This is a genomic window from Azospirillum baldaniorum (assembly GCF_003119195.2).
GTDB lineage: Bacteria > Pseudomonadota > Alphaproteobacteria > Azospirillales > Azospirillaceae > Azospirillum > Azospirillum baldaniorum.
This window is the reverse complement of record NZ_CP022254.1, coordinates 572814-592728: the sequence shown is the minus strand read 5'-3', so window position 1 is coordinate 592728 and position 19915 is coordinate 572814. Positions and strand designations below refer to the sequence as shown.

Sequence of the window (19915 nt, the reverse complement as noted above, 5' to 3'; positions counted from 1 at the left end):
TTGTTGCGAGGGGAACGGCAGCGGCGGGCAGGGCGGCATGAGCGTCGGATCGGAGCTGGTCGGGCGGACCGTGCTGGTGGTCGAGGATTCTCCCGAAACGCAGGATTTGATCGCCACCTATCTGGAACACCAGGGGTTGCGGGTGCTGCGGGCCGCGAACGGGGCGGAACTGACGGAGCGCATTGCGCAGGACCGGCCGGACCTTGTGCTGCTGGACATCAACCTGCCGGATTGCGACGGGTTGGCCCTGGCCGAGCGGCTGCGGCTGGGGGAAACCGTTCCGTTGATCTTCGTGACCGGTCGCGACAGCCCGACCGACCGCATCGCCGGTCTTTCCCACGGCGGCGACTATGTGACCAAGCCGGTCGACTTGCTGGAATTGCTGATCCGCATCCGCAATCTGCTGCGCCGTTCCGGGGCGTCTCCGAATCCGCCCGCGCCCGTCGAAAGCGTCGCGGTGCCATCGCCCGACGCGCCGCTGACCTTCCGGGGCTGGCGCCTGGATCTGGTGCGCCGCGCGCTGTTCCGTCCCGACGGTTCCTACCTCGCTTTGACGACGGGGGAGTTCAACATCCTGGCGGCGTTGGCGGCCATGCGGCCCAACCCGGTCAGCCGCGAATATCTGTTGGACGTGATCAGCAACCGCGACCCGCGTTCCATCAGCGAGCATACGGTGGACACACTGATCACCCGGCTGCGTCGCAAGATGCGGCTGGACGATGGCGCGGCCTCGCCGATTGTTACCGTCCGTGGGGTCGGTTATGCATTGGAATCTGACGAATCTTGACGATAATGATTAATATGCAATAATAAACCGCACGTTACTCCGATGGAAAAGTATCAACGGCCGTTGATACGCGTTCGAACGGGGTAATGCTATACATCACCCAACGAATGATTGACGGTTCCAAGCGGGTACCTGGAGGTGGCGGAGGGTTTCGCCGCATCGGGTCGCCGCGCCGGGCCTGACACCGCCGCCGGCCAACCGGCGCGCGATCTGATGCGGGTGAGAGCGGCATGCAACGGTCCCTGGTTTCGCGTTCGGCGGAGCGCTTCACGCTGACTGGTCACTTGGCGGCTGGTCAAACGGCGGCCAGTCAAACGGCGGCCAGTCAGACGGCGACGGGTTACTCAGCACCGAGTTGTGTGGCGGCGCCCTCCATTCTGATCATCGGAAACGACAGCGCGGCCATCGCCGGGATCCGCGACTGCGCCCTGCGGCTCGGCCACCGGGTGCAGGACACGCGCGACGTGATCTCGGCTCTGGGCCTGCTCGATGTGGACCGCAGCGTCGGCGTCGTCTTCGTGGACGGCGGGTCGCCCTGGTTCGACGGGCTGGCGCTGATGGAGCGGCTGCACCGCACCCACCGCGGCCTCGCCTGCATCCTCTTCGCCCGCAACCCCGAGGCGGACGACGTGGTGCGCGCCTTGCGGCTCGACGCCGCCGACGTGGTGACCGACCCGGAGGATGAGACGCAGATCGAGCGCGCGCTCGCCCGTGTCCTCAGCGGCGGGGAGGGCGTCGGATCGTCAGTCCCGGATCGGCCACCGGTGTCGTTGGGCAGTCATGACGACGCGCTGGAACAGGCCTACCGCCACGGGCTGGCGCTGGTCGAGACGGTGCGCGCCTTGCGCGGAGAGGCCGCGGCGGCCCGCGTGATGCCCTTCGTCGCGGCCCAACGCGCGGCGACCGCTCCAGCACCCTCGCTTCCGGCAACCTCGCTTCCGGCAATCACTCCCGCGGCTCAACCCGCTTGCGACGTGGTGGCCGAAGGCGGCGCGCCGGACAGCCTGGGCATCCTGACGGCGATCCGGCGCAAGCGCGCCGCCCGCGAGAAGTTCTTCCCCAAGGGCCTGTTCGAGGACCCCTGCTGGGACATGCTGTTGGACCTGATGATCAACCATCTCCAGGGGCGACGGATTTCCGTGTCGTCCTTGTGCATCGCGTCCGGCGTGGCTCAGACCACGGCGCTGCGCCGCATCACCGACCTGCACGAGCGCGGGCTGGTCCGGCGCATCGCCGACGACAAGGACGGCCGCCGCGTCTTCATCGAGCTGACCGAAGAGGGCGTCGCCGCCATGGAGCGTTACGTGGAGACGGTTGGCCCGCTGGGCTGATCGTCCGCCGCTCCGGCCTCCGCCTGTCGGGAACAGTCCGGCCAGGGGCAGGCGCAGGAGGGAAAACGGCACTCGTCGCCGTTCACGTCGCTGGCCTGCACGGCGATCTTGTAGCGCAGGCCGTGGGCCGACGGCGTGTCGATCAGGCCGCAGGCCTCGTAGACCTCCACATTGACGCGGGCCGATTGCAGGGCAACCCGGGCGATCTGTTTGGGATCCTTCATCATCGGCGTCTCGGCCTCGCTTCCGCTGCGTCGTCGGTCCTTTCAACGCATGTTCGGCGCCGTTGTGCCAGGGCGTATCGGAAGGACTTCCTTTGGCACGCCCGCGGCCCCCTTACGGTTCGCGCCACATCGACCGATAGGCCTCCTCCAGCGACCGGGCGAAGGCCGGCGCGTCGCACAAAGGTGATTGACGCACGCGCTCCCGCAGGCCGGCGCGCAGGGCGGCCAGTGCCTCAAGGTCGCCGACGAGGGCGGCGGTCTTGGCGACGTAGTCCTCCGGGCTGTCCGCCACCAATTGCTCGGCGAGGCCCAGCGTTTCCAGGAAGCTGACCCCGATCCGCCCCGCCCAGCGGTCGCCGCGCAGGGTCACCACCGGCACGCCCATCCACAGGCTCTCGGCCGTCGTCGTACCGCCGCCGAAGGGGAAAGGGGACAGCGCGAGGTCAATGCGGTTGAGGCTGTTGAAATAGTCCGCCCGCGGCGTTTTCCCTTCCATGCGCAGGCGATTCGGCGCGATGCCGTGCGCGGCGAACTGGTCGCGCAGGCGCTGACGCACGCCGTAATCGGCAAACTCCCGCGATTTCAGGAGCAGGCGGGCTTGCGGCAGGGCGGTCAGAACCTGCGCCCACAGCGCGACGGTCGGACGGGTGATCTTGGCCCGGTTGTGGAAGGCGCCGAGCGTGACCGATCCGCCGCTGAGCGCCGGAAGCGGCCCGACCGCCACCTCTTCCGCCGGCGGGGTGAAGCACAGATAACTCTCGGGAAGGCGCCAGACCTTCTCGGTGAAGAACCGCTCCTCCCCTGGCGGAAGGACGTGGCGGTCGGCGATGATCCAGTCCATGGCCGGCAGGCCGGTCGTCCCAAAGTAACCCAGCCAGCTCACCTGGACGGGGGCGGGCCGCCGGGCGAACAGGGTCAGGCGGTTGTTCCCGGTGTGGCCGGACAGGTCGACGAGAATGTCGATGCCGTCCCGCCGGATCAGGTCGGCCACCGCCGCGTCGCCCATCCCGACGATCGGGCGCCATCCGTCGGCGGCGGCGCGGAGGCTTTCCGTCACGTCGTCGGTGCGGCCGTTGTTGGCGTAACCGTAAGCGGTGACCGCCTTGCGGTCGTGCGCCCTCAGGACGCTTTCCAGGAAATAGCCGACAGGATGGCTGTTGAAGTCGCTGGAGACGTAGCCGATGCGCAGCGGACGGGGCTGGTCGTCGCGGACGACCGGAGCGGCGACCGGGAGTTCGCCGCCGCCTCGTTCGGCCCAGTCGCGTGCGGCGGCAAGAAAATCGGCGTTTCCGCACTCCGGCAGGTAATGCTGGGCCATCAGGACGTTGCTGTGCGCCATCGGGAAATCGGGACGGTGCGTCAGCGCCGAGCGGTAGGCCGCGATGGCCTGCTCCAGATGCCCTTGCCCCTTCAGGACGTTGCCGAGGTTGGACCAAGCCAGGGCGAAATCGGGCTGGAAGGCCAGGGCGACGCGGTGGGCCGCCGCCGCCTCGCCCAGCCGGTCCTGCAGGTCCAGCGCGTAGCCGAGGTTGCCGTGGGACTGGGCGTTGGCCGGCGCCGCCTGGATGGCGTCGGTGAAGGCGGCGACGGCGGCGTCGGTCTGCCCGACCTCAAGGAACAGGGAGCCGAGGTTGTTCAGCGCCTCCACGAAGCCGGGCTGGAGCGCGATGGCCTGGCGGTAGGCGGCGACGCTTTCGTTGGGCCGCCGCTGAAGGCGAAACAGGTTGCCCAGTCGGAAATGGATGTCCGCCCGGTCCGGTTCGAGGCGCAGCGCCGCCATCAGGGCGCCCAGGGCCTCGTCCACACGGCCCGAATCCAGCAGGGCGGAAGCGAGATTCAGATGGTACTCCAGCGCTTCCCGGATGGACAGGGCGGTGCGGATGCTGGCGATGCCGGCGTCGTGATCCCCCCGTTCGGACTGCAGCACGCCCAGCAGATGCCAGGCGTCGGCGTTTCGCGGCTCACGCTTCAGGATCTGGCGGTACGTCCGCTCCGCCTCGTCGCCGCGGCCGTCGTTGTGCAGGGTCAGGGCATCGGTGAGCGAGGGCCGGGGGCTGCGGCTGTCCGTCATGGAGCGTCCATCTTGAGAAGCGGGCATCGCGGGAAAGGGCGGTGCAACTCGGGGGAGAGTAGACCGCCCGGCCATGTCACGTCCATGAGGGAAGGCGATGGTCTCAGCGGAACAGGCCGGGGACGATCCGGACCATGATTCCCGAGCGGGACGCCACCAGAACGGCGTCCGACCCGGCGCGGACCCAGTGATGGCCGCGCGGCGGCCGGTTCAGGTGATAAGCGACCGGCGTGGCGATGACGTAGCGCCGCGACGCGTAGGCGGTGGGCAGGCGGTCGCCGGGTTTCCAGTATCGTGCCGCACGGTGGACCGGCGGCGGCGGGCGATGAGAGTCGGGACCGCGATGGTCACGTTCCATCCGCGGCGGTTCGTGACGATCCGGTCCCCAGCCGGCGGCGGAGGCGTCCTGGGTGCCCAGTCCGACCAGCACAGTGGCGGCGGTCAGGGCGGTGGTCATGGCGGCGATCAGGATGCGCGACATGGGGTGTCCCTCTTTTCATCAGGCCGGGATCGTGATCCCGATGTCCCGATGCTGCGCGCGCCCTGTTGCCGGCGTGTGTCCGGCGGCCCCCTGTTTGGTAACGGACTGTTACGGTAACGCTTGCCCGTCTTCAGCCCAGTTCGAAGGTCGTCACGCCGAACAGGCGCGCGGTGTCGATGGCCGGGGCGGGCCCGAGATACATGCGGGCGGTTTCGAATTGCGGGCTCAGGCCCAACTCCTCCGCCAGCAGGACGGCATCGCGGTTGACCTCCGGTGCGTCGAGGAAAATCGGACCATCGCCCGCCGTGGCGGCCAGCGCCAATGCCAGATCACGCGCCGTGCCGCGGTCGGCGGCGTAGAGCGGGCCGATCTTGCTGCCGGTGTGGCAGGGGCGGATCACCCCGAAGCCGCGCAACGCCCCGTCGATCACGGCGGCCAACGCGGAGGCGCCGGGCAGCGTGATCCAGTTGGACAGGAAGCCGGCGCGCGGCGCCGGGAACAGCGCGCGGTCCCAGTCCAGCAGCCGGTCGAAGGGCACCGCCCGCGCGTCCACCAACGCCGCGGCGGAGGAGGTCCCGGCGGGCGGCGCGCCGCCGTAGCGGATGTTGCGGTGGGCCAGCGCGAAGCCGGACTTGCGGTAATTGTCCTGCTGCGCCACCACCCCGTCCAGTCCGATGGTGCAGCCCTCCAAATGCCTCAGCCCGGCTTGCCAGAGATCCCAGCCGAGGCCGCGCCCGCGCATCCCGGGCCGCACGATGTAGAAGCCGAGGAAGCCGAAGTTCTCAGGATAGCGGACGACGGAGATGCAGGCCGCCGGCTCGCCGTCCAACTCCCCGATCAGGAAGCCTTCGGGGTCCACGGCGTGGAAGGCCCCGGCGTCGTGCAGGCCGGGATTCCAGCCCTCCGCCCGCGCCCAGTCCACGGCCAGATCCAACTCGGCCCGGCTCATCACGCGCACGCGGTAGCCTTCCATGGCGTCCCTCCGGTTCAGGGCTGCGGGGCGGGGGCGAAGCGCGCCATGTCCCCGGCGTAGGGTTTGGGCAGGGGGAAAGCGTAACCGCCGGTCTTGCCGGTGCGCAAGCCCAGCACGGCCAGCCCCTCCACCAGCTTCACCGCCGCCGTCACGCCGTCCACCACCGGCACGCCCATCTCCGCGGTCAGGGCGCGCGCCAGATCGGCCATGCCGGCGCAGCCCAGAACGACGCTCTCCGCGCCGTCCTCCGCGATGGCTTGGCGGATGGTGTCGCGCACCCGCTCCACGGCGCCCGACGTCGGGTCCTCCAGCGCCAGCACCGGCACGCCGGCGGCGCGCACCCGGCAGCGCCCGGCCACGCCGTAGCGCTCCGCCAGATGCTCCAGCGCCGGGATGGAGCGCGGCATGGTGGTGACCACGCTGAACCGCCCGCCGAGCAGGGTGGCGGTCTTCATCGCCGCCTCGCAGATGCCGACCACCGGGACGGCGGACAGGCAGCGCGCGGCGTCCAGCCCGACGTCGTCGAAGCAGGCGATCACGACGCCGTCGATGCCCGGCGCGGCGCGGCCGTGGGCGGCGATCACCTCCAGCAGGCCGGGGACGGCCAACGCCTCATCGTAATAGCCCTCGATGCTGGCGGGGCCCATGGCGGGGTTGGCGGCGATGATCTCCGTTCCCGGCGCCGCGACGGCGCGGGCAGCGGCCCCGGCCTTCTCGGTCATAGAGGCGGTGGTGTTCGGGTTGACGACCAGGATGCGCATGGTTGGTTCTCTGCTTTTCAAACGACCGCGCCGGTCCGCCGCAGCCGGTGGCGGCGCAGGATCATCACCCCGGCGAGGAACAGGCCGATCACCGTGAAGGAGAACAGCGTCGTCAGCGTGCCCAGCGCGTAGAGCACCGGCGTCGTGACGTTGGTGGTCATGCCGTAGATCTCCAGCGGCAGGGTGTTGAAGGACCCCGCGGTCATCAGCGTGCGCGCGAACTCGTCGTAGGACAGGGTGAAGCCGAACAGCCCGACGCCGATCAGGCTGGGCAGCAGGATCGGCAGCACCACATGGCGCACCGTTTGCCAGGGCGTGGCGCCGAGGTCGCGCGCCGCCTCCTCGTAGGCCGGGTTGAAGCGGTTGAAGATGGCGAAGACGATCAGCAGGCCGAAGGGCAGAGTCCAGGTGAGATGCGCGCCGAGCGCCGATCCGTACCAGGTCGGCTCGATCCCCAGGATGTTGAAGAGCAGGCCGATGCCCAGGCTGACCAGGATCGACGGCACGATCAGGCTCGCCACCGCCAGATAGAACAGCGCCCCGCTGCCCAGGAAGCGGCGGCGGAAGGCGAAGCCGGCGAGCAGCGAGAACAGCACCGTCAGCACCATCACCGTCAGCCCCAGCGCGATGGAGCGGCGGAAGGAGCCGCCGAAGTCGCCGACCGCCTGCTGCTCGAACAGGTTCTTGAACCAGTGGAGGGAGACGCCGTTCATCGGGAAGGTCAACCCACCATCCGGCCCCTGGAAGGACAGGATGGTGATGGTGGCGATCGGCCCGTAGAGGAACAGGACGAACAGCCCAAAGAAGGCGGCGAGCAGGTAGAAGGACAGGCCGCGCCGGGTGCCGGTGCCGGTCATCGCTTACAGCTCCTTGCGGATGTCGACGATGCGCAGCATCGCCACGACCATGATGAGGACGACGGCCAGCAGCACGACCGCGTTCGCCGCGGCGGCGGGGTATTGGAGCAGCGAAATCTCGTTGGCGATCATCAGCCCGATGGAGGCGCTCTGCCCGCCGCTCATCAGCCGGACGGTGATGAAGTCGCCCATCACCAGCGTGACCACGAAGATGGAGCCGATGGCGATGCCCGGCTTGGCCAGCGGCAGGATGACGTTCCACACCACCTGCGCCGCGCTGGCGCCGCCGTCGCGCGCCGCCTCGACCAGGGCGCGGTCGATGCGCATCATCGAATTGAAGATCGGCACCACCATGAACAGCGCGTAGAGGTGCACGAAGGCCAGCACCACCGCGAAGTCCGAGAACAGCAGGAACTCCAGCGGCTGGTCGATCAGCCCGGCGGAGATCAGCCCGGAATTCAGCAGCCCGTTGCGCCCGAGGAAGGGAATCCACGAGATCATGCGGATGATGTTGGAGGTCCAGAAGGGGATCGTGCAGACCAGGAACAGCACCATCTGCCATGTCGTGGACTGGACGTGGAAGGCCAGGAAATAGGCGACCGTGAATCCGATCAGCAGCGTGATGACCCAGGTCAGCGCCGCGAACTTCACCGTGTTCAGGTAGGTCTTCCAGGTGACCGGCGAGGTCAGCAGCTCCTCGTAATTGGTCAGCACGAAGTCCGGGTAGATGCGGATGCTGTCGTAGTCCCAGAAGCTGACCGCGACGATGGTCAGGATGGGGATCAGCAGGAAGACCAGCAGCGTCAGCGCCAGCGGCCCGGCCTGGAGATAGGGTGCGACCCGGCGCAGCATGGAACGGCGCACCCCGCCGCCCCGCGGAGCCGCGGACGCGCTGGACGCTTCGGATGGGACGGCGGAGACGGTCATGGCGGAGGGGTCCGGTGCCGTGGGGGAGTGCGTGGTATGGGAGAGTCTTGCCCCCACCCTGACCCTCCCCCGCTGGGCGGGGGAGGGAATTTGATGCTCCCTCCCCTGCGAGAGCGGGGGAGGGAGGGACCCGCGAAGCGGGAGGGTGGGGGCAAGCGGGCCGAGGTTACGCCGCGACGAACTCGTTCCACTTGCGGACCATGTAGCGGTCCTCGTCCATCACCGCGTTCCAGCAGGCGACGCGGCCCATGCGGTCCTGGAACGACCCGCCGTCGCGCACGGCACCGGCCTTCTCCATCACCTTGCCTTCGGGGCTGAGGATGTCGGTCTTGGCCGGCTGGCCCTCCATCCAGAAGGCCCACTCGTCCGGCGACATGTGCTCCTTCGCGGTGTCGAGCACGGCGGAGTAATAGCCCTGGCGGTTCAGATAGGCGCCGACCCAGCCCGACAGGTACCAGTTGATGTATTCATAGGCGGCTTCCAGCTCCAACCCGCTCAGATGCTTGGCGATGCCGAGGCCGCCGCCCCAGGCACGGTAGCCTTCCTTCAGCGGCTGGTAGACGCACTGGATGCCCTTGGCACGCACGGCGGCCACGGCCGGCGACCACATCGACTGGATGATGACCTCGCCCGACGACATCAGGTTGACGCTCTCGTCGAAGGTCTTCCAGAAGGCGCGGAACTGGCCGGCCTTCTTGGCGTCGGTCATGATCTTGAGGGTCTTGTCGATCTCCTCCTTGGTCATGTTGCCCTTGTCGCCGTACTTCACCTCGCCCATGGCCTCGCAGACCATGGCGGCGTCCATGATGCCGATGGAGGGGATGTTCAGGATCGACGCCTTGCCCTTGAAGGCCGGGTCGAGCAGGTCCGTCCAGCTGGTGATCGGGCGGCCGACCAGATCGGGGCGGATGCCCAGCGTGTCGGCGTTGTAGATGGTCGGGATCAGCGTCATCCACTGGGTGGCCGACTTGGCGAACTTGATGCTGTCCTTGCCTTCGACGAAGCCGACGGTGTGCGGGGCGGTGCCCTGGGCGACGGCGCTCTCCGGGGTCAGCTTGCCGTTGACGAAGATCGGGACGATCTTGTCGAAGTTCTTGATCTTGGAAACGTCCATCGGCTGCATCACGCCGGCCGGGAAGACCTTTTTGCAGATCCAGTATTCGATGTCGGCGATGTCGTAGGACTTCGGCTGGGTCACCGCGCGCTGGGCTACCGCGTCACTGTCGAGCGCGGTCATCTGCAGTGTGAAGCCCAGGTCCTCCTTCACCTTGTCGGCGACGGCGTTCAGGTTCGACACGCCGGTGCCGAACTGGCGCAGCGTGACGTTCTTGATGTTCTGCGCCCAGATGGTGGGGAAGCCGGTGATCGCCCCCGACCCGATGGCGACACCCGCGGCGGCGGCGGTGCCCTTCAGCAGCGTGCGGCGGCTGACGCCCGTGGTGGTCTCGCCCGTGGTGGTCCCGGCGGAAAGGGGCGAGCCGGTGCGCGTCTCGGTCATGCTCTGTGCCTCCAGTATGGTCGGTTCTTTGGGGATTGGAACTGGGGATTGGGTCGGGAAAATCAGGCAACCAGGGGGTGGACGTCGCGCGCCTTCCAGCCCGCGGTCACGCGGTCGCCGATGGCAAGCGGGGCGTCGTAGAAACGGGATTCGTCCAGCACCACGGCGAAGTCCTCCGCACCCGGCACGTCGAGCGTCAGGTGGACCGACGCGCCGTGATACTCCAGCGCGCGGACGGTGCCTTCGAGCTGGTGGTCGGTGCCGTGATCGGCACTGGCCGGCCGGCCGAGCAGGATGCGGTCGGCCCGCACGGCCCGGCGGCCGGCGGCGTCCTCCACCACGTTGTGGCCGCCGATGAAGCGGGCGACGAAGGCGGTGCGCGGCTGGTTGAAGACCTCGCGCGGCGGGCCGGCCTGCTCGATCCGGCCTTGGTTCATCACCACCACGAGGTCGGCCAGCGCCATCGCCTCGGTCTGGCTGTGGGTGACGTGGACGAAGGTGATGCCAAGCTCGGTGTGCAGACGCTTCAGCTCCTCGCGCATGCGGATGCGCAGGAAGGGGTCGAGCGCCGACAGCGGCTCGTCGAGCAGAAGCACGCCCGGCCGGGTGATCAGCGCGCGGGCCAGAGCCACGCGCTGCTGCTGCCCGCCGGAGAGCTGGGCGGGCAGCCGGTCCGCGTATTGGGACATGTGGACGAGGTCCAGCATCTCCCGCGCGCGGCGGCGCCGCTCCTCCTTCGCGACACCCTTCATCTTCAGGCTGAAGGCGACGTTGTCGGTGCAGTCCAGGTGCGGGAACAGGGCGTAGCTCTGGAACATCATGGCGGTGCCGCGGCGGGCCGGCGGCTCCCCGTTCACCACCGTGTCGCCGATCAGCAGGTCGCCGTCGGAGATGTCCTCGTGCCCGGCGATCATGCGCAGCGTGGAGGTCTTGCCGCAGCCGCTGGGGCCGAGCAGGCAGCAATAGGCCCCGGCGGCGATGCGCAGATCGATGCCGTCCACCGCGACGGTGGAGCCGTAGAACTTGCGCAGCTTCACCAGTTCGACGGTTGATCCGGTGGCGGGCGATCCGGCTGCGGTCGTTCTGGCGGTCATAGCCCTCTCCGATTTTGTGCACAATCCGCAGGTCCCGCTGCGGCTGTCGAATATGTCCGCAAGTTCCATGCCAGCGTGTGAATGGCGGAATTCCGCGGCTTTCCGGCGGCGAAAATCGGCGAATGATCAGGATTTCAGCGCTATGGCGCGAAATTGTGCATGGGTGAGCTGTGCCCGATGCATGGGCAGGGCGCGGCGACCGCGTTTGTCCGCTGGTCCGTTTTGTGCACAATCCGCGGCAACGAATTGAACAGCGCCCGTGCCATCATGAAAACTGTCCTGAGCGCCCCCCGCCGCGCCGTCCGCGGGCGGGGGGAGGGGGCGGAGGCCCGCATCGTCCGCAGCATCGGCGAGGCCATCGCCGACCGCCGGCTGCCGCCCGGCACCAAGCTGGCGGAGGAGAGTTTGGCCGAGGTGTTCGGCGTCAGCCGCGAGCGTGTGCGCAAGGTGCTGCTGCTGCTGGCGCAGCGGCGCGTCGTGACGCTGATCCCCAACCGCGGTGCCTTCGTCGCCAAGCCCACCGCGCGGGAGGCGCGCGAGGTGTTCGAGGCCCGGCGGGTGATCGAGCGCGCCGTGGTGGAGGCGCTGGAGCGCATCCACCGTCCCCTGCCGGACGAGACGTCGGCGAAGCTGCGCGCCCATCTGGCGCGGGAGGAGGAGGCCGACCGCGCCGGCGACCGCATGGCGCTGATCCGCCTGTCGGGTCAGTTCCATCAACTGCTCGCCGACTTCGCCGGGAACGCCACGCTGGCCGGCATCCTGGCCGACCTGATCGACCGCTCCAGCCTCGCCATCGCGGCGTTCGAGCGGCGGTCCTCGCACTCCTGTTCCGCCACCGAGCACCGGCGCTTCGTCGAGGCGCTGGAGTCCGGCCCGCCCGGTGCGGCGATGCGGCTGATGATGGAGCATCTCGACGAGGTGGAGCGGCAGCTCGACCTCGACGCGCGGTCGGACGGCGCGGTCGATCTGAAATCCGTTTTCGCCGAACGCACGTAAGAGCCTGTCCGAACGGCCGGAGGATAGCCCGGCCCTATCGACCGCATAGGGACAAAGGGCTGCTTCCGATGGGTTCGGCTCGCTATTATGCTGCCCGCCGCGACATGGAGGTGACCGACATCATGCAGCCCATTTCCAAGCCCGCCGACCATCCGCCGGTTTCCGCGCGCCGCGTCGGTGTGCTTCTGATGAATCTCGGAACGCCGGAGGCGACCGACTATTGGTCGATGCGCCGCTATCTGAAGGAGTTCCTGTCGGACCCCCGCGTGATCGAGGTGCCGAAGGCGGTGTGGTGGCCGGTGCTGAACGGCATCATCCTGACCGTGCGTCCGGGCAAGAGCGGCCATGCCTACAAAAGCATCTGGAACGAGGAGCGCAACGAAAGCCCGCTGAAGACCGTCACCCGCGCCCAGGCGGAGGGCGTCGCGGCGGCGCTGGCGGCGCGGCACGGCGACAGCGTGGTGGTGGACTGGGCCATGCGCTACGGCCAGCCGGCGGTCGGCCCGGCGATCCAGCGGCTGAAGGAGCAGGGCTGCGACCGCATCCTGCTGTTCCCGCTTTACCCGCAATATTCGGCGACCACGACGGCCACGGCCAACGATCAGGCCTTCCGCCAGCTGATGACCATGCGCTGGCAGCCGGCGGTGCGCACCGTCCCCGCCTACCACGACGAGCCGGGCTACATCGAGGCGCTGGCCCGCTCGGTGGTGCGGCACATCGCGGCGCTGGACCACACGCCGGACGTCCTGCTGGCGAGCTTCCACGGCCTGCCGAAGGTCTATCTCGACCGCGGCGATCCCTACCACTGCTTCTGCGTGAAGACCGCGCGCCTGCTGGCCGAGCGGCTGGGCTGGGAGCCGGGGCGGGTGCAGTACAGCTTCCAGTCGCGCTTCGGCAAGGCGGAATGGCTGAAGCCCTACACCGACAAGACGGTCGAGGAGCTGGCCCGCGCCGGCAAGACCAAGATCGCAGTGATCGCGCCGGGCTTCTCCGCCGACTGCGTGGAGACGCTGGAAGAGATCCAGTTCCAGGTGAAGGACGCCTTCATGGCGGCCGGTGGCGAGCGCTTCACCTACATCCCCTGCCTGAACGACCATCCCGACCACGTCATCTTCCTGGCCGACCTCGTGGAGCGCGAGCTGGGCGGCTGGGTGGACGGCGCCGGGGCGCGGGCGGCGCGCGACGCGGAGGACCACGTCACGGCGTGACCCCCTTCTCCAAAATGGAGGGCCGCACAGGCGGAAAGGGTGGGTTGCCGCGGCGGCCCGGCTTCCCCATGCTTGGCGGACGGACAGATTGGACGATGGTTGGGAGGATGCGGGCGATGCGGCGTGTGGTTCGGGCGGTGGCCGCCCTGGCGCTGGGTGCGCTGCTGACGGCGGGGAGCGCCGCTGCGGCGGACAAGGTCCGTGTCGGATCGAAGCTGGACGCCGAAAGCGGCCTGCTCGGCACCATGATCCTGCAGGTGCTGGAGGCCAACGGCATTCCGGTGGAGAACAAGATCCAGCTCGGCCCCACCCGCATCGTGCGCGGCGCCCTGCTGGCTGGCGAGATCGACGTCTATCCGGAATACACCGGCAACGGCGCCTTCTTCTTCAACATCGACAGCGATCCAGCCTGGAAGAACGCCGCCGCCGGCTACGAGACGGTGAAGCAGCTCGACCGCGACAAGAACAACATCGTCTGGCTGACCCCGGCCCCGGCGAACAACACCTGGGCCATCGCGCTGCGCCGTGACGTGGCGGCGCCCAACAACCTCGCCACCATGGAGGATTTCTCCCGCTGGGTCGGTGCCGGCGGCACGGCGAAGCTCGCCGCCTCGGCGGAGTTCGTGGAAAGCCCGGCGGCGCTGCCCTCCTTCCAAAAATCCTACGGCTTCACGCTGAAGCCCGACCAGATCCTGGTGCTGGCCGGCGGCGACACGGCGGCGACCATCCGCGCGGCGGCGGAAGGCACGTCCGGAGTCAACACCGCCATGGTCTACGGCACGGACGGCGCCATCGCCGCGCTGGACCTCGTGGTCATGAAGGACACCAAGAGCGCGCAGATGGTCTACGCCCCGGCCCCGACCATCCGCGACGGCGTGCTGGATGCCCATCCCAAGATCCGCGACCTGCTGGACCCGGTCTTCAAGTCCCTGGACACCGAGACCCTGCGCGGGCTGAACGCCAAGATTTCCGTGGAGGGACAGGACCCGCGGACGGTCGCCACGACCTACCTGAAGTCGAAGGGCTTCCTGAACTGACGGCCTGAACCGACGGGATGACCCGCGTCCGTCCGATCCACAACCGCGTCGCCCTGCTGCTCGCCGCCATGACCGTGGCGGCGGCGCTGGCTCTGCCGTTCCTTGGCTTCGCGCCCAACCGGCTGCTGTCGGGGAAGTCCATCGCGCTGAGCGCGGTGGCGGGCGCCGGGGGGAGCGCGGCGGCGCTGCTGCCGGTCGCCCTGCTGTTGGCCGTGCCGTTCCTGCGGCCGGGCCGGGCGGTGAATGCCCTGTATGTCGGAGCGGGCGTGCTGACGGCGGCGGGGCTGGTCTGGCTGGCCGGGCAACACGCCGCCTTGCTCGCCGCGACGGCCAGTCCGGCGGCGCGGACCTCCCTCGGGGCGGGCTTCTGGGTGATGGAGGCGGCGGCGTTTCTCGCCGTGCTCGACGGGGTGCGGCGGCTGGAGCTGGGTCCCGCCGGGCGGGTCGCCGTGGGCGCTCTGGCGGCGGCGCTGATCGGTGGGCAGTTCGCCGCCGGGCACCTCGACCAGTTGTCGATCATGAAGGAATACGCCAACCAGAGGGATGTCTTCGCCGGGGCCGTGCTGCGCCACGCCGCCCTGGTCGCGGCGGCCTTGGTGCCGACCCTGCTGATCGGCGTGCCGCTCGGCATCGCCGCGCAGCGTTCCGCCGCCGTGGGGCGGCTGGTCTTCCCGGTGCTGAACGTCGTGCAGACGATCCCATCCATCGCCCTGTTCGGGCTGCTGCTGGCCCCGCTGTCGGCGCTGGCCGCGGCCTTTCCGGGACTGGGCATCGGCGGAGTCGGGCCGGTGCCGGCGGTGATCGCGCTGACGCTCTATTCGCTGCTGCCCATCGCGCGCAACACCGCCGCCGGGCTGGCCGGCGTGCCGGAGCCGGTGCGGGAGGCTGCGCGCGGCATCGGCATGACACCGCGCCAGATCTTCTGGCGGGTCGAGGCGCCGTTGGCCCTGCCGGTGTTCCTGGCCGGGCTGCGCATCACGCTGGTCCAGGCGGTCGGGCTGGCCGCGGTGGCGGCGCTGATCGGCGCCGGCGGGCTGGGGGCGATCATGTTCCAGGGTCTGTTCGCCAACGCGCTGGACCTCGTGCTGCTCGGGGCGGTGCCGGTGATCCTGCTGGCCGTAGCCGCCGACGCGGCGCTGAAGCTGGCCTCGGCGCTGGCGTTGGCGCAACTCGGGAGGACGGCGGCGTGATCGCCTTCGAGGGAGTGACCAAGCGGTTCGGCGCCTGGACCGCCGTGGACGACCTGTCCCTCACCGTGGCGGCCGGGGAGTTCCGCGTGCTCATCGGGCCGTCCGGCTCCGGCAAGTCCACGGTTTTGCGGATGATGAACCGGCTGATCGCGCCGGAGGCCGGGACCATCAGGGTGGAGGGGGAGGACATCGCCCGCCTGAAGCCGGAAACGCTGCGCCGCCGCATGGGCTACGTGATCCAGAGCGTCGGGCTGTTTCCGCACTGGACGGTGGAGCGCAACATCGCCGCCGTGCCGGATCTGCTCGGCTGGCCCAGGGCGCGGGTGCGCGACCGGGTGACGGAGCTGCTCGCCCTGCTGAATCTCGACCCGGAGCGCTACCGCGGCGCCTACCCGCACGAACTGTCCGGCGGCCAGCAGCAGCGCGTCGGCGTCGCCCGCGCGCTGGCGGCGGAGCCGCACATCCTGCTGATGGACGAGCCGTTCAGCGCGCTCGACCCGATCACCCGCGGCGCCTTGCAGGCGGAGATGGCGGCGATCCACAAGGCGACCGGGACCACCATCGTCTTCGTCACCCACGACATGGACGAGGCGCTGGCGCTGGCCAGCCGGATCGCCGTGCTGGACCGTGGGCGGCTGGTGCAGAGCGGCACGCCGCTCGACATCCTGACCGACCCCGCTGACGACCGGGTGCGCGATCTGGTGGGGCGCGAGGAGTGGGGGCTGAAGCGGCTGGCTGTGGAAACGGTGGCGGAGCGGTTGCGCCCCGGCGAAACGGCGCCCGGCGATCCCCTGGCGGCGGGGGCGTCGCTGCGTCAGGCGCTGGCCGCGATGGTGGCGCGCGGCACCGACCGGCTTCCCGTGGCGGACGGGCAGGGACGCTTGGCGGGCACGCTCCATCTCGCCGACCTGCTGCGCGGGCCGGGCCGGCCGTGAGCCGCCTGCGGAGCCTGTTGACCGACCAGCTGGTCCTGGGCCTGCTCGTCCTGGTGGCGCTGGTGCTGGGGATGCCGGCGCTGAAGCCGCTGTTCGCCGCCGCCTTCCCGGCGCTCGACCGGCCCTTGTACGAGGCGGACGGCTTCCTGGCCCTGACGCTGGACCATCTGGCGCTGGCCGGCGGGGCGAGCCTGATCGCGGTTCTGCTCGGCGGGGCGGCGGGCATCGCGGTGACCCGGCCCTTCGGACGGGAGTTCCGCGGCATCCTCGACGCGGTGGCGGCGATGGGCCAGACTTTCCCGCCGGTGGCGGTGCTGGCCGTCTCCGTCCCCGTCCTCGGCTTCGGCCCGGCCCCGGCGCTGATCGCCCTGACGCTCTACGGGCTTCTGCCCATCGTGGAGAACACCGTGGCCGGCCTGGAGTCGGTGCCGGAGCCGGTGCGCGAGGCGGCGCGCGGCATGGGCATGGGGCCGGGTGCCATGCTGTGGCGGGTGGAGCTGCCGCTGGCCGCCCCGGTGATCCTGGCCGGGGTGCGGACGGCGGCGGTCGTCAACCTCGGCACGGCGGCCATCGCCTCCACGGTCGGGGCGAAGACGCTCGGCCTGCCGATCATCGTCGGGCTGAACGGCTCCAACCCCGCCTACGTCATCCAGGGGGCAGTGATCGTGGCCGCCCTGGCGGTGGTGCTGGACGCCGGCTTCGACCGGCTGGCGGCGCGCCTGACCCGCTGGCGGCCCAATGCTGTTTGAGGGTCACTTGTAACCGAGCTTGCGCAGGGCGGGTTCGCCGAGTTCCTGGGCGCGCTTCAGGGTGTCCCGGCTGACGACCAGCTCGACATGCTCCCGAATGTCCTTCAGGGCCGCCACATAGGTGCCCGTGCCGATCCCGTTGGAGAAATCGTTGCGTTGCTGGGCCGTGATGTTCAGGCTCTTCGCGCCGTTCGGGTCGATGAACAGGTTGTAGAGCTTCAGCGCCCCCCGCTGGTCGACGCCCTTGCGCGTGATCGACAGGAATTCGATGTTCTCGCCGTTGTGTTCCTTCTCGGCGCAGGCGTGCAGCAGCAGCGTCAGTTTGCTGCTCTTCAGGATGTCCGCGAGGCTCTTGCCCTGGAAGGGGTTCACGAACTGGCCGCCGTTGTTTTGCTGCGCCGCCTTTTCGGCCGCCTTGCGCTGCTTTTCATGGGCCGCCTCATCCTTCGCCAAGCGGGCCTTGATGTCCTTGCGGTCCTTGTCGATGGCATCCTCAAGGACCTTCACCAGCTTGGCTGTGACGCCCGGCACCGCCTTGGTGGCGGCAAGGGCCTTCTTCGCCACCGCGTCCTTCGGGTTCGCCTTCGCCAGGGCGCCGAGATCCTTGGAGGCCGCGGCGGCCAGCGTGTTGAGCATCTTCATCTTGCGGAACACGCGGGCGATGGCGTTGTCCACCTCGCTCTCGTAGACGTGGATGGTGTCCTCGTCCAACGGCTCCGGCTTGGTGAGGGCGAGCAGCATCACCTTGTGCCACGTGATCGAGCCGAACGCCTTCTCCGCGTCGGCCATCCCGGCCAGCAGATCCGCGCATTCCTGCCGGGTCCGGTACGTCCCCAGGCTGGCCGACGCCACCCGCGGAATGAGGTCGTCCGGGTATCCGATGATCTTCATGGCCTGCTCCTCCTTGCCGGTTCGTGGCGGGGAGCCTGCCGGAGCGGCTTGGGCGGAGCAATTCGAGATCGGTCGGAATGACGGGAGAGTCCGGCGCGATCTGCACCTTTGCGGACCGATTCCGCGGCGGGAGCCTCCAGCCGCGGAATGGCGTGCCCTTACTGCGGCGGGATGCGCAGAACCTGACCGGGATAGATCTTGTTCGGGTCCTTCAGCATCGGCTTGTTCGCCTCGAAGATGGCGTTGTAGCGGTTGGGGTCGCCATAGACCTTCTTGGCGATGGCGGACAGGGTGTCGCCCTTCTCCACCGTGTGGAACTGCGTCTGGCTGGCCGGCTGCTCGGTCGGCGGCACGGTCGGCTGGTCCGGGCCGCCGGCGCTCTGGTCCTTGGCGATGACGGCGGTCTGGTCGTCGACCCGCGACACGCCCTTCACGTTGCCGAGCGCCACCGCGATCTTCTCCTTCTCCTCCTGCGAGGCGGCGCTGCCGCGCACGGTCACCGTGTCGTCGGCGACCTGGATGTCCAGCCCGTTGGTCGGCAGGCCGACCTGCGTCAGGTGGGATTTCAGTTCGTCGGCGGTCGGGTTGTCCGCGGCACCGACCTTTTCGCCGTGATCGCGGCGGAAGAAATCGAACAGGCCCATCATGTCCTCCCTCGGTTGGTCGCCATGGTGAAGCGATCCCGAACAACATCGCTGCGGCTCGCTGGTTTCACGCGCGGAGGAGGGGGGTAGGAACGCCGGGCTTAGCAGGCGCGTTCGACTTCCCAAATAAGGCCACGGAGCCCAAATAACGTCATAGAGAATCACGCCGAAAGGGGAGAGGATCACACCGTCCCCTGCGCAAAGGAGCCGCCGATGAACCCGTCCGACGACTGGCGGATTCCGCCGCAATACCAGCCCGACCCGGATGATCTGGCCTATGATCTGGACCGGGCGCTGTCCGCCGTGGTCGGGCTGCGGGCCAGCGTTCCTGAAGACGCCTACACCGCCGGCGTTCTGGGCACGGAGCGCGCCGGGCAGGGCGCCGTCATCCGCGAGGACGGGCTGGTCCTGACCATCGGCTATCTGATCGCGGAGGCCGAGGAAGTCTGGCTGACCACCAACGACGGGCGGGCGGTGCAGGCCCATGTCGTCGCCTACGACCACACCAGCGGATTCGGGCTGGTGCAGGCGCTGTCGCCGCTGGGCGTGCCGGCGCTGATGCTCGGCTCGTCGCGCCATGTGCAGTTGGGCGACCCGGTGGTGGTGGCCGGGGCCGGAGGGCGCGAGCGGTCCATCACCGCGCGGGTGGTCGCCCGCCAGGAGTTCGCCGGCTACTGGGAATACATGATCGACGACGCCCTGTTCACCCTGCCGGCCCATCCCAACTGGGGCGGCACGGCGATGCTGGGGGCGGGGGGCGAGTTGCTGGGCATCGGCTCGCTCCAGCTCCAGTACCGGGCGCCGGAGGAGCGTGTCCTGCCGCTGAACATGAACGTGCCGATCGACCTGCTGAAGCCGATCCTCGACGATCTGATGACCCGCGGGAAGGTCAGCGACCCGCCGCGCCCCTGGCTCGGCCTCTACGCCACGCAGGACGAGCGGGAGCGGGTGGTGCTGGTCGGTCTGGCCGGCGACGGGCCGGCGCAGCGGGCGGAACTGCGGGCCGGCGACGTGGTGCGCGCGGTGGCCGGGCAGCCGGTGGGCTCGCTGGCCGACTTCTACCGCGCCCTGTGGAATCTCGGCCCGGCCGGGGTCGACGTGCCGCTGACCATGGAGCGGGAGGGCGACGTCTTCGACATGCGCGTCGGCTCCAGCGACCGCGAGCGCTTTTTGAAGGCGGCGCGGCGGCACTGACACGCCCATCTGTGCGATGATTCTGTGCGACACTGGCGCCTCAGAACCAAGAAGACGGGTTGGAGAG

At 69.3% G+C, this 19915-nt stretch carries 20 protein-coding genes; 9 read left to right on the top strand and 11 right to left on the bottom strand.

What is annotated here, in order from left to right:
• The first annotated feature begins 70 nt into the window (after positions 1-70).
• Positions 71-787, top strand: coding sequence for a response regulator transcription factor (locus Sp245p_RS17125; protein WP_244439454.1), 717 nt, complete (start codon positions 71-73; stop codon positions 785-787).
• Between the two features lie 359 nt (positions 788-1146).
• Positions 1147-2118, top strand: a complete 972-nt coding sequence (locus tag Sp245p_RS17120) for a response regulator (RefSeq protein WP_052584368.1) — start codon at positions 1147-1149, stop codon at positions 2116-2118.
• Here the strand turns inward: Sp245p_RS17120 and Sp245p_RS17115 are convergent.
• The 9 genes from Sp245p_RS17115 to Sp245p_RS17075 form a co-directional block, all read right to left on the bottom strand.
• Positions 2088-2345 carry a hypothetical protein gene (locus Sp245p_RS17115; protein WP_014197368.1) on the bottom strand — a complete coding sequence of 86 codons (258 nt, stop codon included), beginning with the start codon at positions 2343-2345 and terminating at the stop codon, positions 2088-2090. The two genes, Sp245p_RS17120 and Sp245p_RS17115, sit on opposite strands and share 31 nt — an antisense overlap.
• 109 nt (positions 2346-2454) lie before the next feature.
• Positions 2455-4413 (bottom strand): O-linked N-acetylglucosamine transferase, SPINDLY family protein, encoded by a 1959-nt coding sequence (locus Sp245p_RS17110; RefSeq protein ID WP_014197367.1) that lies wholly within the window; start codon positions 4411-4413, stop codon positions 2455-2457.
• 103 nt (positions 4414-4516) lie between these two features.
• Complete coding sequence (locus tag Sp245p_RS17105; RefSeq protein WP_014197366.1) at positions 4517-4894, bottom strand: RcnB family protein; 378 nt, start codon at positions 4892-4894, stop codon at positions 4517-4519.
• Between the two features lie 130 nt (positions 4895-5024).
• On the bottom strand, positions 5025-5867 hold the full coding sequence (locus Sp245p_RS17100) for a GNAT family N-acetyltransferase (RefSeq protein ID WP_014197365.1): 843 nt from the start codon (positions 5865-5867) through the stop codon (positions 5025-5027).
• A 14-nt stretch (positions 5868-5881) separates the two neighbouring features.
• Positions 5882-6628 carry an aspartate/glutamate racemase family protein gene (locus Sp245p_RS17095; RefSeq protein ID WP_014197364.1) on the bottom strand — a complete coding sequence of 249 codons (747 nt, stop codon included), beginning with the start codon at positions 6626-6628 and terminating at the stop codon, positions 5882-5884.
• Between the two features lie 17 nt (positions 6629-6645).
• A complete protein-coding gene (locus Sp245p_RS17090) occupies positions 6646-7485 on the bottom strand; it encodes an ABC transporter permease (RefSeq protein ID WP_014197363.1) in 840 nt (279 codons plus the stop codon).
• 3 nt (positions 7486-7488) lie between these two features.
• Entirely contained in the window at positions 7489-8412 is a 924-nt protein-coding gene (locus tag Sp245p_RS17085) for an ABC transporter permease (RefSeq protein ID WP_014197362.1), read from the bottom strand.
• Between the two features lie 166 nt (positions 8413-8578).
• Positions 8579-9910: an ABC transporter substrate-binding protein gene (locus Sp245p_RS17080; RefSeq protein WP_014197360.1), complete on the bottom strand. Its 1332-nt coding sequence runs from the start codon at positions 9908-9910 to the stop codon at positions 8579-8581.
• 62 nt (positions 9911-9972) lie between these two features.
• The gene (locus tag Sp245p_RS17075) at positions 9973-11004 is read right to left on the bottom strand and encodes an ABC transporter ATP-binding protein (protein WP_014197359.1); all 1032 of its coding nucleotides are present in this window, start codon (positions 11002-11004) and stop codon (positions 9973-9975) included.
• Positions 11005-11271: 267 nt separating this feature from the next.
• On the opposite strand from Sp245p_RS17075, the gene Sp245p_RS17070 reads away from it, so the two are divergent.
• The 6 genes from Sp245p_RS17070 to Sp245p_RS17045 all read left to right on the top strand — a co-directional run bounded on the left by Sp245p_RS17070 (position 11272) and on the right by Sp245p_RS17045 (position 17119).
• Positions 11272-12000, top strand: a complete 729-nt coding sequence (locus Sp245p_RS17070) for a GntR family transcriptional regulator (RefSeq protein WP_109138863.1) — start codon at positions 11272-11274, stop codon at positions 11998-12000.
• A gap of 122 nt (positions 12001-12122) precedes the next feature.
• A complete protein-coding gene (gene hemH / locus Sp245p_RS17065; protein WP_211101738.1) occupies positions 12123-13208 on the top strand; it encodes a ferrochelatase in 1086 nt (361 codons plus the stop codon).
• 116 nt (positions 13209-13324) lie between these two features.
• Positions 13325-14245 (top strand): glycine betaine ABC transporter substrate-binding protein OsmF, encoded by a 921-nt coding sequence (gene osmF / locus Sp245p_RS17060; RefSeq protein ID WP_014197356.1) that lies wholly within the window; start codon positions 13325-13327, stop codon positions 14243-14245.
• Between the two features lie 17 nt (positions 14246-14262).
• Positions 14263-15435: an ABC transporter permease gene (locus Sp245p_RS17055; RefSeq protein WP_014197355.1), complete on the top strand. Its 1173-nt coding sequence runs from the start codon at positions 14263-14265 to the stop codon at positions 15433-15435.
• Positions 15432-16370, top strand: coding sequence for an ABC transporter ATP-binding protein (locus Sp245p_RS17050; RefSeq protein WP_014197354.1), 939 nt, complete (start codon positions 15432-15434; stop codon positions 16368-16370). Before Sp245p_RS17055 ends, Sp245p_RS17050 begins: the two co-directional genes overlap by 4 nt.
• Positions 16367-17119 (top strand): ABC transporter permease, encoded by a 753-nt coding sequence (locus tag Sp245p_RS17045; RefSeq protein ID WP_282187299.1) that lies wholly within the window; start codon positions 16367-16369, stop codon positions 17117-17119. The genes Sp245p_RS17050 and Sp245p_RS17045 overlap by 4 nt, the downstream gene beginning before the upstream one ends.
• A gap of 3 nt (positions 17120-17122) precedes the next feature.
• On the opposite strand, the gene Sp245p_RS17040 is transcribed toward Sp245p_RS17045, so the two are convergent.
• Together Sp245p_RS17040 and lysM are read right to left on the bottom strand one after the other, a co-directional pair.
• Positions 17123-18010, bottom strand: a complete 888-nt coding sequence (locus tag Sp245p_RS17040) for a regulator of G-protein signaling domain-containing protein (protein WP_014197352.1) — start codon at positions 18008-18010, stop codon at positions 17123-17125.
• 158 nt (positions 18011-18168) lie between these two features.
• Positions 18169-18654, bottom strand: coding sequence for a peptidoglycan-binding protein LysM (lysM, locus tag Sp245p_RS17035; protein WP_014197351.1), 486 nt, complete (start codon positions 18652-18654; stop codon positions 18169-18171).
• A 213-nt stretch (positions 18655-18867) separates the two neighbouring features.
• Here lysM and Sp245p_RS17030 point away from each other — a divergent pair, with 213 nt between their 5' ends.
• Positions 18868-19848: a S1C family serine protease gene (locus tag Sp245p_RS17030; protein ID WP_014197350.1), complete on the top strand. Its 981-nt coding sequence runs from the start codon at positions 18868-18870 to the stop codon at positions 19846-19848.
• Positions 19849-19915: the final 67 nt, after the last annotated feature.

What these genes read in the sequence shown, in the direction of transcription:
- Sp245p_RS17115 (WP_014197368.1), bottom strand. Translation starts at nt 2,345, where the DNA reads ATGATGAAGGATCCCAAACAGATCGCCCGGGTTGCCCTGCAATCGGCC.
- Sp245p_RS17110 (WP_014197367.1), bottom strand. Translation starts at nt 4,413, where the DNA reads ATGACGGACAGCCGCAGCCCCCGGCCCTCGCTCACCGATGCCCTGACC.
- Sp245p_RS17105 (WP_014197366.1), bottom strand. Translation starts at nt 4,894, where the DNA reads ATGTCGCGCATCCTGATCGCCGCCATGACCACCGCCCTGACCGCCGCC.
- Sp245p_RS17100 (WP_014197365.1), bottom strand. Translation starts at nt 5,867, where the DNA reads ATGGAAGGCTACCGCGTGCGCGTGATGAGCCGGGCCGAGTTGGATCTG.
- Sp245p_RS17095 (WP_014197364.1), bottom strand. Translation starts at nt 6,628, where the DNA reads ATGCGCATCCTGGTCGTCAACCCGAACACCACCGCCTCTATGACCGAG.
- Sp245p_RS17090 (WP_014197363.1), bottom strand. Translation starts at nt 7,485, where the DNA reads ATGACCGGCACCGGCACCCGGCGCGGCCTGTCCTTCTACCTGCTCGCC.
- Sp245p_RS17085 (WP_014197362.1), bottom strand. Translation starts at nt 8,412, where the DNA reads ATGACCGTCTCCGCCGTCCCATCCGAAGCGTCCAGCGCGTCCGCGGCT.
- Sp245p_RS17080 (WP_014197360.1), bottom strand. Translation starts at nt 9,910, where the DNA reads ATGACCGAGACGCGCACCGGCTCGCCCCTTTCCGCCGGGACCACCACG.
- Sp245p_RS17075 (WP_014197359.1), bottom strand. Translation starts at nt 11,004, where the DNA reads ATGACCGCCAGAACGACCGCAGCCGGATCGCCCGCCACCGGATCAACC.
- Sp245p_RS17070 (WP_109138863.1), top strand. Translation starts at nt 11,272, where the DNA reads ATGAAAACTGTCCTGAGCGCCCCCCGCCGCGCCGTCCGCGGGCGGGGG.
- hemH (WP_211101738.1), top strand. Translation starts at nt 12,123, where the DNA reads ATGCAGCCCATTTCCAAGCCCGCCGACCATCCGCCGGTTTCCGCGCGC.
- osmF (WP_014197356.1), top strand. Translation starts at nt 13,325, where the DNA reads ATGCGGCGTGTGGTTCGGGCGGTGGCCGCCCTGGCGCTGGGTGCGCTG.
- Sp245p_RS17055 (WP_014197355.1), top strand. Translation starts at nt 14,263, where the DNA reads ATGACCCGCGTCCGTCCGATCCACAACCGCGTCGCCCTGCTGCTCGCC.
- Sp245p_RS17040 (WP_014197352.1), bottom strand. Translation starts at nt 18,010, where the DNA reads ATGAAGATCATCGGATACCCGGACGACCTCATTCCGCGGGTGGCGTCG.
- lysM (WP_014197351.1), bottom strand. Translation starts at nt 18,654, where the DNA reads ATGGGCCTGTTCGATTTCTTCCGCCGCGATCACGGCGAAAAGGTCGGT.
- Sp245p_RS17030 (WP_014197350.1), top strand. Translation starts at nt 18,868, where the DNA reads ATGAACCCGTCCGACGACTGGCGGATTCCGCCGCAATACCAGCCCGAC.